The following is a 13,027-nucleotide window of genomic DNA, read 5'->3' on the forward strand; positions in this document are numbered from 1 at the left end:
GATGTGTCTCTAAAACACAAGATTGCGACAGGCTGACATTGGCGCTGGCTTCTTCGCGGGCTCGCCCGCTCCCACAGGGGCCCCACAAACCCTCAGGCTTGTGCAATACCTGTGGGAGCGGGCAAGCCCGCGAAGAAGCCAACACCGCTCGAGCTGCTTAATGCAGTTCAAGCACATCCTGCATGTCATACAGCCCAGGCTCGCGCCCATCCAGCCACAGCGCTGCACGTACAGCCCCCTTGGCGAAGGTCATGCGGCTGGAAGCTTTATGAGTAATCTCAAGGCGCTCGCCTTCTGCCGCGAACAGCACGGTGTGATCACCCACCACATCGCCGGCACGCACGGTGGCGAAACCGATCGTCTTGCGATCACGTGCACCCGTCTGCCCTTCACGGCCATACACGGCCACTTCCTGCAGGTCTCGGCCCAGCGCGTTGGCAACCACTTCACCCATGCGCAGCGCCGTACCCGACGGGGCATCGACTTTGTGGCGGTGATGCGCCTCGATGATCTCGATATCGACATCATCGCCCAACACCCGAGCGGCCAGATCAAGCAGCTTGAGGCTAAGGTTCACTCCCACGCTGAAGTTGGCGGCGAACACAATTGGAATGTCCTTACCTGCCTCAGCCAGCAACTGCTTTTCTTCAACCGTAAAACCGGTGGTACCGATGATCATCGCCTTGCCGTGCTTGCGGCAGAATGCGAGGTTTTTCAGGGTCACCGAAGGGTGAGTGAAGTCGATCAGCACGTCGAATTCGTCGGCGACCTTGGCCAGATCGTCAGACAACAACACACCAATCCGACCAAGCGCCGCCAGCTCTCCAGCATCGGCCCCAACGAGCGAGCTGTCAGGGCGATCGATCGCCGCCGTCAACCCAGCACCCGGCGTTTGTTGCACGGCTTCGATAAGGGTCTTGCCCATCCGCCCCGCCGCGCCCATCACTGCAATACGTCGCATAGCCTTTTCCTTGTCAGAGATCGCCGAAGAAGCGCTTCACGCCATCGAACCAGCCACTGGCCTTGGGCGAGTGGGAGCTGTCGCCTTCCAGCGAGTCACGCAGTTCTTCCAGCAGCTCGCGCTGGCGACGGCTGAGGTTGACCGGGGTTTCCACCGCCACACGGCACAGCAGGTCACCCGCACCACCGCCACGCACCGGCGCCACACCCTTGCCACGCAGGCGGAACTGCTTGCCGGTCTGGGTACCTTCCGGAATTTTCAGCTTCACGCGGCCATCCAGGGTCGGCACTTCCAGCTCGCCACCCAGGGCAGCATCGGTGTAGCTGATCGGCACCTCGCAATACAAGTGCTTGCCATCACGCTGGAAGATCTCGTGCTCACGCACACTGATCACCACATACAGGTCGCCGGTCGGGCCACCATGGGTACCCGCCTCGCCCTCGCCAGACAGGCGGATGCGGTCGCCCGTATCGACGCCCGCCGGCACTTTGACCGACAGCGTCTTGTATTCCTCGACCCGGCCTTCGCCGTGGCATGAAGTGCATGGGTCGGTGATGATCTTGCCCTGGCCATGGCAGCGCGGGCAGGTCTGTTGCACCGAGAAGAAACCTTGCTGCATGCGCACCTGGCCGATGCCACCGCAAGTCGGGCAAGTCGATGGAGTCGAGCCCTTCTTGGCGCCGGAACCATCGCAAGGCTGGCAGTTGACCAGGGTAGGTACGCGGATGCTCACGGTGGTACCACGCACCGCTTCTTCCAGGTTCAGCTCCAGTGTGTAGCGCAGGTCGCTGCCACGCTGGGCACCGCCACGACCACCACCACGGCCACCACCGAAGAAGTCGCTGAATACATCGCCGAAGATGTCGGAGAAGTTGGCGCCGCCGAAACCAGCACCGCCGCCACCCATGCTTGGGTCTACGCCGGCATGGCCGTACTGGTCGAACGCCGCACGCTTGCTGGCATCAGACAGCACTTCGTAGGCCTCGTTGGCCTCTTTGAACTTGTCTTCCGACTCTTTATCGCCCGGGTTGCGGTCCGGGTGGTACTTCATCGCCAGTCGGCGGTAAGCCTTTTTGAGGTCAGCTTCGCTGGCGCCGCGCTCGACACCCAGAACCTCATAGTAATCACGCTTGGACATAGGTCATTTGCACCTTGTTGGGCGTCTGGCATCTGCGCCGCGCCATCAGCACCTGCCGCCCCTCCAGGGGCTCTGACAGATACTGTAAAAATTCTCGAATTCCAGATACGCCAACGCGGGAGCAAGCCCCCGCGCGGCGACATCCTACCAGCTCACCGCCAAACGGCGGTGAACTGGCCGACAACATGCAGGGATTACTGCTTGTTGTTGTCTTTCACTTCTTCGAACTCGGCGTCAACCACGTCATCGTGCTTGGCTTCCGGCTCGGCCTGCTGCGCGCCACCTTGAGGCTGCTCAGCCGACTGCTCGGCGTACATCTTCTGGGCAACCGGGGCAGAGACCTTGGACAGCTCTTCAACCTTGGCATCGATTGCGGCCTTGTCGTCGCCTTTGACAGCGGCTTCCAGGGCAACAACGGCAGCCTCGATGGCGGTTTTCTCTTCAGCGGTAACCTTGTCACCTGCATCAGCGACCATCTTGCGGGTCGAGTGAACCAGCGCATCACCCTGATTACGGGCAGCAGCCAGCTCTTCGAACTTGCGGTCTTCCTCGGCGTTGGCCTCGGCGTCACGCACCATGCGCTCGATTTCGTCGTCCGACAGGCCGGAGTTGGCCTTGATCACGATCGACTGCGACTTGCCGGTGGCCTTGTCTTTGGCGCTAACGTGCAGGATGCCGTTGGCGTCGATGTCGAAGGTGACTTCGATTTGCGGCACGCCACGCGGCGCTGGCGGAATGTCGGCCAGGTCGAATTTGCCCAGCGACTTGTTCTGCGCAGCCTGCTTACGCTCACCTTGCAGCACGTGAATGGTCACGGCGCCCTGGTTGTCGTCGGCAGTCGAGAACACCTGCGACTTCTTGGTCGGGATGGTGGTGTTCTTCTCGATCAGCGAAGTCATCACGCCACCCATGGTTTCGATGCCCAGGGTCAGCGGGCTGACGTCCAGCAGCAGTACGTCTTTCACGTCACCAGCCAGAACGGCGCCCTGGATGGCAGCACCCATGGCAACGGCTTCGTCCGGGTTGACGTCCTTGCGAGCTTCTTTACCAAAGAAGTCAGCAACGGCTTTCTGCACCAGCGGCATACGGGTCTGGCCACCGACCAGGATCACGTCGTCGATCTTGCTGGCATCGATGCCAGCGTCTTTCAGGGCGATGCGGCAAGGCTCGATGGTACGGTTGACCAGGTCTTCGACCAGCGACTCCAGCTTGGCGCGGGAGATCTTCACGTTCAGGTGCTTCGGACCGGTGGCGTCTGCAGTGATGTACGGCAGGTTGACGTCGGTCGACTGGGCGGACGACAGCTCGATCTTGGCCTTTTCAGCAGCTTCTTTCAGGCGCTGCAGAGCCAGCGGATCGTTCTTCAGGTCCATGCCGGACTCTTTCTTGAACTCGTCGACGAGGTAGTCGATCAGGCGCATGTCGAAGTCTTCACCACCCAGGAAGGTGTCACCGTTGGTGGCCAGTACTTCGAACTGGTGCTCACCGTCGACTTCGGCGATCTCGATGACCGACACGTCGAAGGTACCGCCACCCAGGTCATAAACGATGACGGTGTGGTCGCCCTTGGCCTTGTCCATGCCGTAGGCCAGCGCAGCGGCGGTCGGCTCGTTGATGATACGTTTTACGTCCAGACCAGCGATACGGCCGGCGTCTTTGGTGGCCTGACGCTGGCTGTCGTTGAAGTAGGCCGGAACGGTGATGACCGCTTCGGTGACTGGCTCGCCGAGGTAGTCTTCGGCGGTTTTCTTCATTTTTTTCAGGACTTCGGCGCTGATCTGCGGCGGTGCCATGTCCTTGCCGCTGGCCTGCACCCAAGCGTCGCCGTTATTGGCCTTGACGATCTTGTACGGCACCAGCTTGATGTCTTTCTGCACGACGTCTTCTTCGAAGCGGCGGCCGATCAGGCGCTTCACTGCGAACAGGGTGTTGTGCGGGTTGGTGACGGCCTGGCGCTTGGCCGACTGGCCAACCAGGATTTCGCCATCGTTGGCGTAGGCCACGATCGAAGGGGTGGTACGCGCACCCTCGGCGTTTTCGATCACCTTGACGTTACCGTTTTCCAGAACGGAGACGCACGAGTTGGTGGTCCCCAGGTCGATACCGATGATTTTGCCCATGTTAACTCTCCCGAAACTTGAATTTGGTAGCAGCGACTACTTTGGCCAACTGCGGTAATACTTGAAGGCTTGACACCTAGATGGGGATGCCCCGATGGATTTCAAGCCTTTTCATTGATCGAGGGTTGCGCCGCGCTCGGCGCCTTGCTGACCACCACCATGGCGGGGCGCAGCAGGCGGCCGTTCAACAGGTAACCCTTCTGGAACACGTTCAGCACGCTGTTTGGCTCTACTTCAGCGTTTTCCTGCATGGCCATGGCCTGATGGTGGTCAGGATTGAATGGCTGGCCGTGCGGATCGACAACTTCGAGGTTGTAGCGCTTGAGGGTGTCCTGGAACATCTTCAAGGTCAGCTCGACGCCTTCACGGATCTGCTTGACGTGCTCATCCTCGGCACTGGAGTGCGCCAGGGCCAGCTCCAGGCTATCGATCACCGGCAGCAGGTCGCTGGAGAATTTCTCCAGGGCGAACTTGCGGGCCTTGTCGACTTCCTGCTCAGCGCGACGAATGCTGTTCTGCGCTTCCGCAGCGACACGCAGCGACTGATCCTTGGCGGCGGCCAGCTGCTCCTCGAGTTCCAGAACACGGGCATCTGCAGTGGTTTCTGCACCGGTTTCTTCAACGTTAAGGTCTTTTTCGTTCAGCTGTTCGTCAGCCATGGGGTCTCTCCTGCGCAATTTTGTGGACTGCGAGCCAGGCTCGCCTTGGATGTCGGCTATATGGGGCCGGAAAAACCAGCTTCAAGGGGCAAGGTGGTTTTCCGGGCAGTAACAGAATCTGCCAAGGAGCATTGGCAGGCCTGAAAAAAGTACTGTATAAATAACCAGACCTGACTTTCGGGAGCCGCCCCCCATGCTGGTGCACCTGTCCATTCACAACTACGCCATCGTCGAGCACCTCGACCTCGAAATTGCCCGCGGCATGTCCGTCATCACCGGCGAGACCGGTGCCGGCAAATCGATCATGCTCGACGCCCTCGGCCTTGCCCTGGGCGACCGGGCCGACAGCGGCGTGGTGCGCCCCGGCACCGACAAGGCGGACATCCTCGCCACCTTCGACCTGGTGGACATTCCCGAGGCCCATGCCTGGCTGACCGAACGCGACCTGGACAACGACGGCCTGTGCATCCTGCGCCGGGTCATCACCGCCGAAGGCCGTAGCCGCGGCTACATCAACGGCACGCCCTGCCCGCTCGGCGACCTCAAGGCGCTGGGCGAACTGCTGATCGATATCCACAGCCAGCACGAACACCAGTCGCTGCTCAAGACCGATACTCACCGCCGCCTGCTCGACGAGTACGCGGGTGCCGTCGACCTGGCCCGCCAGGTGCAACTGGCGGCCAAGCGCTGGACCCAGACGCGCCTGGAGCTGGAACGCCTGTCCAACTCAGGCGATGAGCAGCGCGCCCGACACCAGTTGCTGAGCTACCAACTGGAAGAGCTGGACAACCTTGGCCTGGGTGAACACGAACTGGAACACCTGGAGCAGGAGCACAAGAACCTGACCAGCGCCGAAGCGCTGTTCGGCATCTGCCGCCAGGTTATTGATCAGTGCAGCGAAAGCGATTCGGGCAACGTGCTGAGCGCCCTCACCTCCAGCCTCAACCGGCTGGGTGCAGCCACCCACTCACCCAAAGCCCTGGGTGAAGCAGCCAACCTGATTGCCAGCGCGCAGATCCAGGTAGAAGAAGCCGTGGGCGAGCTCAACCGCTTCCTCGACAACTTCGACGCCGACCCTATGCGCCTGCAAGCCTTGGAAGAACGCCTCGACACCATCTATACGCTGGCGCGCAAACATCGCGTGCAGCCCACCGAGCTGCCTCATCTGCAGCAGCAGCTGATGGAAGAGATCGAAGGCCTGAACGCCAGCGACGAGTCAATCGAACGATTGGGCGAAGAGCTTGCCGCCTTCGCCCAGCACTATAAAGAGAAGGCTCGCGAACTCAGCGGCCTGCGCCAGCAAGCGGCGCAGCAGCTGGCAGGCGCGGTGGAGCAAGAAATCCAACGCCTGGGCATGCCTGGTGGGCGCTTCTGCATCGAACTGACACCCAACGAAGGCTCAGACCTGTCGCCTCACGGCCTGGAGCAGATCGAACTGCTGGTCAGCGCCAACCCCGGCCAACCGCTCAAAGGGCTGGCAAAGGTAGCCTCGGGGGGCGAACTGTCGCGTATCAGCCTGGCGATTCAAGTGATCACCGCGCAGACATCACGCATTCCTACCCTGGTGTTCGACGAAGTCGACGTGGGCATCGGCGGCCCTACCGCCGAAATTGTCGGCCAACTGCTGCGCCGCCTGGGCGAGCGCGGGCAAGTATTGACCGTAACCCACCTGCCACAGGTGGCTGCGCAAGGGCATCACCACCTGTTCGTGCACAAGGTGCGCAACAGCGATACCACACACACCGCCGTGGCCAGCCTGGGCAAGCGTGAGCGGGTCGAGGAAGTGGCGCGAATGCTAGGCGGCATCGACCTGACCAAAGAATCCCTGGCGCATGCGCGCAAGATGGTCGTGAGCGGCAAAGCCTGACCCATTCTTGTTCGGCTCCTCCAAAAGCACAAAGGCGACCCTAGGGTCGCCTTTGCCATTCATAACGATAAAAATCGTTACTTCTTCTTACGCACATACAGGACCAGATTGTGGTCCACCAGCTCGTAGCCATGCTCGGCCACGATCTCGCGCTGGCGCTTCTCGATTTCGGCGTCCATGAACTCGATGACTTCACTGGTATCCACGTTCACCATGTGGTCGTGGTGACCACCATCGGCCAACTCGAACACGGCGTGGCCGCCGTCGAAGTTGTGGCGAACCACCAGGCCCGCCGCTTCGAACTGGGTCAGTACGCGATAGACAGTGGCCAGGCCTACGTCCTCGCCTGCCTCCATCAGCGCCTTGTAGACATCTTCGGCGCTCATGTGACGCTGCTCGGTGGAGTCGAGCATCTGAAGGATCTTGACTCGAGGCAGGGTCACCTTGAGACCGGCTTTGCGCAATTCGCTATTTTCAACCATGGTCAGCTTTCTCGCCGATGCTGCTTCGCAGCTTCTCTTAATACGGGTATGATCGGGGTTTACGTTGTCCAGCCAAGATAGTGGAAGTCGCCCACCGATGCAAAACACCAAGCTCTTGCTAAACAGCCTCGCCCTCGCGGGACTGCTCGCACTCGCCGGTTGCTCGTTTCCCGGGGTTTACAAAATCGACATCCAGCAGGGCAATGTCGTAACGCAAGACATGATAGACCAATTACGCCCCGGAATGACCCGACGGCAAGTAAGGTTTATCATGGGCAACCCGCTGATTCAGGACACCTTCAACACCAACCGTTGGGACTACCTGTACAGCCTGCAGCCAGGTGGCGGTAAACGTCAGCAAGAACGCATGAGCGTGTTCTTCAACGAAAGCGACCAGCTGGTCAGCCTGTCTGGCGACTTCATGCCAGGTGTCAGCCGCGACCAGGAAATCCTCGGCGGCAGCAGCGACACCACGGTCAGCCCGGCCACCGAGCCTGGCCAGGCCGAACAGCCAGCCGCGCAGCCCGCGGAAAAACCAGCCAAGCCTGGCTCGACCGAAGAGTCCATCCAGCGCGAAATCGACACCATCGAGACCACCCCGGTCCCGACCCCTGCACCGCTGGAAACCCGCTAATCGGGCCAGCAGGCACAAAAAAGCCCGGACGTGTTCCGGGCTTTTTATTTTCGCTGGCTTAATCAGGCATTCAGCTGCTTGGCCCGCTGGCAGAAAGCATCAACCAAGGTGTTGGCCGCCTGGTTGAACAGCGGGCCTAACGTGGCGCGCACAATCGGCCCAGCATAGTCGAAGGACAGGTCGAGGCTGATCTTGCAGGCCTTTTCACCGAGCGGCTTGAACACCCACACACCATGCAGCTGGGTGAACGGCCCTTCTTCGAGGTTCATCTCGATGGACTGCCCCGGTACCAGCACGTTACGCGTGACGAAGTGCTGGCTCATGCCCCCCTTGGCCACTTCGAGCCTGGCGCGCATATGCGTCTCGCTGGCTTCCATTACCGTCGAGGCCGAGCACCACGGCAGAAACTCAGGGTAGCTGGCCACATCGTTGACCAGATCGTAGAGCGCCTGGGCGGGGTATGGCAGCAGGGCAGAGCGTTGAATATGGGTAGTCATCCAGGCGTCACTTCCAAGGCTGGGTGGCGGCGCTTCGCAGCGTGCCGAAAACAGGTTCTGTGCGTATGACAGGGTTTGTATTGTCCGGTATTCATTCCAGTGGCTCAAGCACACCGAAATCCCATAGCGGACGACGCGCGGACTTGCCTATAATGCCGCCCCTATGGCTAAGCAAAAAAAACATCCGACCGGGACCATCGCGCAGAATAAAAAAGCGCGACACGATTACTTCATCGAACACAAGTTCGAGGCCGGGCTGGTCCTGTCCGGCTGGGAAGTAAAAAGCCTGCGCGCCGGCAAGGCACACCTGACGGACAGCTACGTGCTGCTCAAGGACGGTGAAGCCTGGCTGTTCGGCAGCCACATCACCCCGCTGACCACCGCCAGCACCCACGTCATCGCCGACCCCATCCGCACCCGCAAGCTGCTGCTGAACAAGCGTGAGCTGGAGCGCCTGGAGGCCGCCGTGGCGCAAAAAGGCTACACCTGCGTAGCTTTGGCGCTGTACTGGAGCAAGCACCTGATCAAGTGCGAAATCGCATTGGGCAAGGGCAAGAAGGAATTCGACAAGCGCGACACCATGCGCGAACGCGATTCCAACCGCGAGCTGCAGCGGGCTGTGCGGAACAAAGGCAAAGAAGACTAATTAGTCTTTAGCCTGTTCCAGCCTCTTCGCGGGTTTACCCGCGAAGAGGCCAGCACTGCCCAGACAAATCTCAGCGCCCGCTCCGCCGCTCCGCCCGCGCCACGCGCTGCGCTTCCTCATGCGCCTCTTCCAGCACCTCCTGCACATACAAAATGTGCCGGCTGGACACCTCCCGAGCATCCTCCGCCCTGCCCTCGACAATCGCCAGGTACAGCTCCCGGTGCTGACTGATCAACATGTCCCGGGTCTCAGTGCGTTGCTGGTACATGCCACCAATGTTGGTCACCACGTTGCGCTTGAGCAGGTCGAACAGCCCTCGGATGGTATGCAGCAACACCGCGTTGTGGCTGGCCTCGGCAATTGCCAGGTGGAAGCTTGCATCGGCAGCGCCCTCTTCCGCACGGGTCACTTCATCAACCCGGGCATAGCAGTCCTGCAGTGCATCGAAGGCCGCCTTCAACCGCGCCCGGTCCAGCTCGGTGGCACGCTGGGCAGCGTAATAGGCGCAGGACGCCTCCAGCGTGTGGCGGAACTCAAGCAAATCACGCTGGGCCTCGGCGCTGTGCTCTAGCAACTGCAGCAACGGGTCGCTGAAGGTGGACCCCAACGACTCGGCAACAAAATTGCCCCCGCCCTGACGGCTGACCAGCAGCCCCTTGGCCACCAGTTTCTGGATTGCCTCACGCAGTGACGGGCGGGACACGCCGAACTGTTCGGCAAGGGCACGCTCGGCCGGCAGCCGCTGCCCCGAGGTCAGCGTACCTTCCAGAATCATCCCTTCCAGACGATCGACAATGTCGTCGGACAGGCGCCGTTGGCGGACCTGATCAAAAACCATCACATGCTCTCCACAAACCCCCGGCAAATTTCAGGGGGCGCCTATTCTCGCCGATCCAGTCCGCGCAAACACCCATCAAGCCGCGATTTTCCCAGCACATCAGGTGCCCGCTCATCGGCACGCGACCAAAGTTTTGCACGGGACAAATTGACACACCCACGACAGCGCTTTTAACCTAGCGTCCAGCCATTGTAAATTGGTCTTACCAATTATCCAATGCCAGTGCTGACCAACAACAATTAGGGGCCACCCCATATGCAAACCTGGCAACAACTCTATAGCCCGCTTGGTAGTCTTGGCCTGTCCGCACTGGCGGCGGTCATTCCCATCGTGTTCTTCTTCCTTGCCCTCGCCGTGTTCCGCCTTAAAGGCCACGTAGCCGGCAGCATCACCCTCGCGTTGTCGATCCTGGTGGCCATCTTCGCCTTCCAGATGCCTGTCGACATGGCTTTCGCCGCCGCGGGTTATGGTTTCCTCTATGGCCTCTGGCCAATTGCCTGGATCATCGTTGCCGCGGTGTTCCTGTACAAACTCACGGTCAAGAGCGGCCAGTTCGAAGTGATCCGCAGCTCGGTGCTGTCGATTACCGACGACCAGCGCCTGCAAGTGCTGCTGATCGGCTTCTGCTTCGGCGCCTTCCTGGAAGGTGCGGCGGGCTTTGGCGCACCGGTGGCAATCACTGCCGCGCTGCTGGTGGGCCTGGGCTTCAATCCGCTGTACGCCGCCGGCCTGTGTCTGATCGCCAACACCGCACCGGTAGCCTTTGGTGCCTTGGGTATCCCGATCATCGTGGCCGGCCAGGTCACCGGCATCGACGCCTTCCACATCGGCGCCATGACCGGCCGCCAGCTGCCGCTGCTGTCGCTGTTCGTGCCGTTCTGGCTGGTGTTCATGATGGACGGCCTGCGTGGCGTGAAAGAAACCTGGCCTGCCGCCCTGGTCGCCGGCCTGAGCTTCGCCGTCACCCAGTACTTCACATCGAACTTCATCGGCCCGGAACTGCCCGACATCACCTCGGCCCTGGCCAGCCTGATCGCCCTGACTCTGTTCCTGAAAGTCTGGCAGCCCAAGCGTTCGTTCAGCGAAGCCAAGGGCAGCGTCGGCGCAGCGGTTGTGGAGCCAAGCGGCAGCCAGCCTAGCCCGTACAGCTTTGGCGAGATCTTCAAGGCCTGGTCGCCATTCCTGATCCTCACCGTGCTGGTCACCCTCTGGACCCTGAAGCCGTTCAAGGCAGCGTTCGCCCCGGGCGGCGCGATGTACAACTTCGTGTTCAACTTCGCCATCCCGCACCTCGACCAGCTGGTGATCAAGACCGCACCGATCGTTGCCGCGCCAACCGCCATGCCAGCGGTATTCAAGCTCGACCCGATCTCCGCCACCGGCACCGCGATCTTCCTCTCGGCGCTGATTTCCATGGCGGTGCTGAAGATCAACTTCAAAACTGGTCTGACCACTTTCAAAGAGACCTTCTGGGAGCTGCGCTGGCCTATCCTGTCGATCGGCATGGTGCTGGCCTTCGCCTTCGTCACCAACTACTCGGGCATGTCTTCGACCATGGCCTTGGTACTGGCCGGCACCGGCGCCGCGTTCCCGTTCTTCTCGCCGTTCCTCGGCTGGCTGGGCGTGTTCCTGACCGGTTCCGACACGTCGTCCAACGCCCTGTTCAGCTCGCTGCAGGCCACCACCGCGCACCAGATCGGGGTCAACGACACCCTGCTGGTAGCCGCCAACACCAGCGGCGGCGTGACCGGCAAGATGATCTCGCCCCAATCGATCGCCGTGGCCTGCGCCGCCACCGGCCTGGTGGGCAAGGAGTCCGACCTGTTCCGCTTCACCGTCAAGCACAGCCTGTTCTTCGCCACCATCGTCGGCCTGATCACCCTGATCCAGGCTTACTGGCTGACCGGCATGCTGGTTCATCACTAAAGTGAAAGGGGCCGGGCGCCATCGCGCGCCCGGCACTCCCCACAAGCAACGCTGCGAGAATCCATGATCATTTCTGCCTCTACCGACTATCGCGCCGCGGCCCAACGCAAGCTGCCTCCTTTCCTGTTCCACTATGCCGACGGCGGCGCCTACGCCGAGCACACCCTGCGCCACAACGTGTCGGACCTGGCCAGCATTGCCCTGCGCCAGCGCGTGCTGAATAACATGTCCGAGCTCAGCCTTGAGACCAAGCTGTTCGACGAAACGCTGAGCATGCCCGTGGCCCTGGCCCCGGTCGGCCTCACTGGCATGTACGCCCGCCGTGGCGAGGTGCAGGCAGCCCGTGCGGCTGCGGCCCACGGCATCCCGTTTACCATGTCTACGGTGTCGGTGTGCCCGATCGAAGAAGTGGCCCCGGCCATCGACCGGCCGATGTGGTTCCAGCTGTACGTGCTGAAAGACCGCGGCTTCATGCGCAACGCGCTGGAGCGAGCCAAGGCCGCCGGGGTCAAGACCTTGGTGTTCACCGTCGACATGCCCGTACCCGGCGCCCGCTACCGCGACGCCCATTCCGGCATGAGCGGCAAGAACGGCCCGCTGCGCCGCGTGCTGCAGGCCATGACCCACCCTGAGTGGGCGTGGGACGTGGGCGTGATGGGCCGCCCGCATGACCTGGGCAACATCTCCAAGTACCGTGGCAACCCCACCGGCCTTGCCGACTACATCGGCTGGCTGGGCAACAACTTCGACCCGTCCATCTCCTGGAAAGACCTGGAGTGGATCCGCGAGTACTGGGACGGCCCGATGATCATCAAAGGCATCCTCGACGCCGATGACGCCCGCGATGCGGTCAAGTTCGGCGCCGACGGTATCGTGGTGTCCAACCACGGCGGCCGCCAGCTCGATGGCGTGCTGTCCAGTGCCCGCGCCCTGCCGGCGATTGCCGACGCGGTCAAAGGCGACCTGAAGATTCTCGCTGACTCCGGCATCCGCAGCGGCCTCGACGTGGTGCGCATGATCGCCCTGGGCGCCGACACCGTGCTGATCGGCCGCGCCTTCCTCTACGCCTTGGCCGTGCATGGCCAGGCCGGCGTGAAAAACCTGCTGGAGCTGTTCGAGAAAGAAATGCGCGTGGCCATGGTGCTGACCGGCGCCAAGTCGATCAGCGAGATCACCCGCGACTCGCTGGTACGCGAACTGGGCGCCTGACCGCCTGCAAGAACGACCGCCTGATTGACCCGGGGCATGTGGCGCACAGA

The 13,027-nt window shown here is 61.5% G+C and carries 12 protein-coding genes; 5 read left to right on the plus strand and 7 right to left on the minus strand.

The features are described 5' to 3' along the window. Positions 1–157: 157 nt before the first annotated feature. The 4 genes from dapB to grpE all read right to left on the minus strand — a co-directional run bounded on the left by dapB (position 158) and on the right by grpE (position 4,878). On the minus strand, positions 158–961 hold the full coding sequence (dapB, locus tag ACF8R4_RS21180; protein ID WP_016712092.1) for a 4-hydroxy-tetrahydrodipicolinate reductase: 804 nt from the start codon (positions 959–961) through the stop codon (positions 158–160). A gap of 13 nt (positions 962–974) precedes the next feature. Then, positions 975–2,099 (minus strand): molecular chaperone DnaJ, encoded by a 1,125-nt coding sequence (dnaJ, locus tag ACF8R4_RS21185; protein ID WP_012274254.1) that lies wholly within the window; start codon positions 2,097–2,099, stop codon positions 975–977. A gap of 194 nt (positions 2,100–2,293) precedes the next feature. Next, positions 2,294–4,219: a molecular chaperone DnaK gene (dnaK, locus tag ACF8R4_RS21190; RefSeq protein ID WP_060498450.1), complete on the minus strand. Its 1,926-nt coding sequence runs from the start codon at positions 4,217–4,219 to the stop codon at positions 2,294–2,296. A 101-nt stretch (positions 4,220–4,320) separates the two neighbouring features. Next, complete coding sequence (gene grpE, locus ACF8R4_RS21195; protein ID WP_060498451.1) at positions 4,321–4,878, minus strand: nucleotide exchange factor GrpE; 558 nt, start codon at positions 4,876–4,878, stop codon at positions 4,321–4,323. Positions 4,879–5,071: 193 nt separating this feature from the next. On the opposite strand from grpE, the gene recN reads away from it, so the two are divergent. Further along, the gene (gene recN, locus ACF8R4_RS21200) at positions 5,072–6,745 is read left to right on the plus strand and encodes a DNA repair protein RecN (protein WP_060498452.1); all 1,674 of its coding nucleotides are present in this window, start codon (positions 5,072–5,074) and stop codon (positions 6,743–6,745) included. 77 nt (positions 6,746–6,822) lie between these two features. Here recN and fur read toward each other — a convergent pair whose 3' ends face one another. Beyond that, complete coding sequence (gene fur / locus ACF8R4_RS21205) at positions 6,823–7,227, minus strand: ferric iron uptake transcriptional regulator (protein ID WP_012274258.1); 405 nt, start codon at positions 7,225–7,227, stop codon at positions 6,823–6,825. A 97-nt stretch (positions 7,228–7,324) separates the two neighbouring features. Between fur and ACF8R4_RS21210 the strand changes: the two genes are divergently transcribed. After that, positions 7,325–7,861 carry an outer membrane protein assembly factor BamE gene (locus tag ACF8R4_RS21210; RefSeq protein ID WP_060498453.1) on the plus strand — a complete coding sequence of 179 codons (537 nt, stop codon included), beginning with the start codon at positions 7,325–7,327 and terminating at the stop codon, positions 7,859–7,861. Between the two features lie 62 nt (positions 7,862–7,923). On the opposite strand, the gene ACF8R4_RS21215 is transcribed toward ACF8R4_RS21210, so the two are convergent. Further along, entirely contained in the window at positions 7,924–8,358 is a 435-nt protein-coding gene (locus ACF8R4_RS21215) for a type II toxin-antitoxin system RatA family toxin (protein WP_060498454.1), read from the minus strand. Between the two features lie 163 nt (positions 8,359–8,521). Between ACF8R4_RS21215 and smpB the strand changes: the two genes are divergently transcribed. Beyond that, positions 8,522–9,004, plus strand: coding sequence for an SsrA-binding protein SmpB (gene smpB / locus ACF8R4_RS21220; protein ID WP_012274261.1), 483 nt, complete (start codon positions 8,522–8,524; stop codon positions 9,002–9,004). 70 nt (positions 9,005–9,074) lie between these two features. On the opposite strand, the gene ACF8R4_RS21225 is transcribed toward smpB, so the two are convergent. Next, on the minus strand, positions 9,075–9,842 hold the full coding sequence (locus tag ACF8R4_RS21225; protein WP_060498455.1) for a GntR family transcriptional regulator: 768 nt from the start codon (positions 9,840–9,842) through the stop codon (positions 9,075–9,077). Positions 9,843–10,097: 255 nt separating this feature from the next. On the opposite strand from ACF8R4_RS21225, the gene ACF8R4_RS21230 reads away from it, so the two are divergent. Continuing rightward, the gene (locus tag ACF8R4_RS21230) at positions 10,098–11,768 is read left to right on the plus strand and encodes a lactate permease LctP family transporter (protein ID WP_060498456.1); all 1,671 of its coding nucleotides are present in this window, start codon (positions 10,098–10,100) and stop codon (positions 11,766–11,768) included. A gap of 63 nt (positions 11,769–11,831) precedes the next feature. Beyond that, entirely contained in the window at positions 11,832–12,977 is a 1,146-nt protein-coding gene (lldD, locus tag ACF8R4_RS21235; RefSeq protein WP_016712100.1) for an FMN-dependent L-lactate dehydrogenase LldD, read from the plus strand. Positions 12,978–13,027: the final 50 nt, after the last annotated feature.

This window comes from Pseudomonas sp. FYR_2, from assembly GCF_043106425.1.
In the GTDB taxonomy this organism is placed as follows: Bacteria; Pseudomonadota; Gammaproteobacteria; order Pseudomonadales; family Pseudomonadaceae; genus Aquipseudomonas; species Aquipseudomonas monteilii.

Bases quoted from the DNA above. Each gene is read 5' to 3' on its own strand.
- fur (WP_012274258.1), bottom strand. From the start codon at position 7,227: ATGGTTGAAAATAGCGAATTGCGCAAAGCCGGTCTCAAGGTGACCCTG.
- ACF8R4_RS21210 (WP_060498453.1), top strand. From the start codon at position 7,325: ATGCAAAACACCAAGCTCTTGCTAAACAGCCTCGCCCTCGCGGGACTG.
- dnaJ (WP_012274254.1), bottom strand. From the start codon at position 2,099: ATGTCCAAGCGTGATTACTATGAGGTTCTGGGTGTCGAGCGCGGCGCC.
- recN (WP_060498452.1), top strand. From the start codon at position 5,072: ATGCTGGTGCACCTGTCCATTCACAACTACGCCATCGTCGAGCACCTC.
- smpB (WP_012274261.1), top strand. From the start codon at position 8,522: ATGGCTAAGCAAAAAAAACATCCGACCGGGACCATCGCGCAGAATAAA.
- grpE (WP_060498451.1), bottom strand. From the start codon at position 4,878: ATGGCTGACGAACAGCTGAACGAAAAAGACCTTAACGTTGAAGAAACC.
- ACF8R4_RS21215 (WP_060498454.1), bottom strand. From the start codon at position 8,358: ATGACTACCCATATTCAACGCTCTGCCCTGCTGCCATACCCCGCCCAG.
- ACF8R4_RS21230 (WP_060498456.1), top strand. From the start codon at position 10,098: ATGCAAACCTGGCAACAACTCTATAGCCCGCTTGGTAGTCTTGGCCTG.
- dapB (WP_016712092.1), bottom strand. From the start codon at position 961: ATGCGACGTATTGCAGTGATGGGCGCGGCGGGGCGGATGGGCAAGACC.
- dnaK (WP_060498450.1), bottom strand. From the start codon at position 4,219: ATGGGCAAAATCATCGGTATCGACCTGGGGACCACCAACTCGTGCGTC.
- lldD (WP_016712100.1), top strand. From the start codon at position 11,832: ATGATCATTTCTGCCTCTACCGACTATCGCGCCGCGGCCCAACGCAAG.
- ACF8R4_RS21225 (WP_060498455.1), bottom strand. From the start codon at position 9,842: ATGGTTTTTGATCAGGTCCGCCAACGGCGCCTGTCCGACGACATTGTC.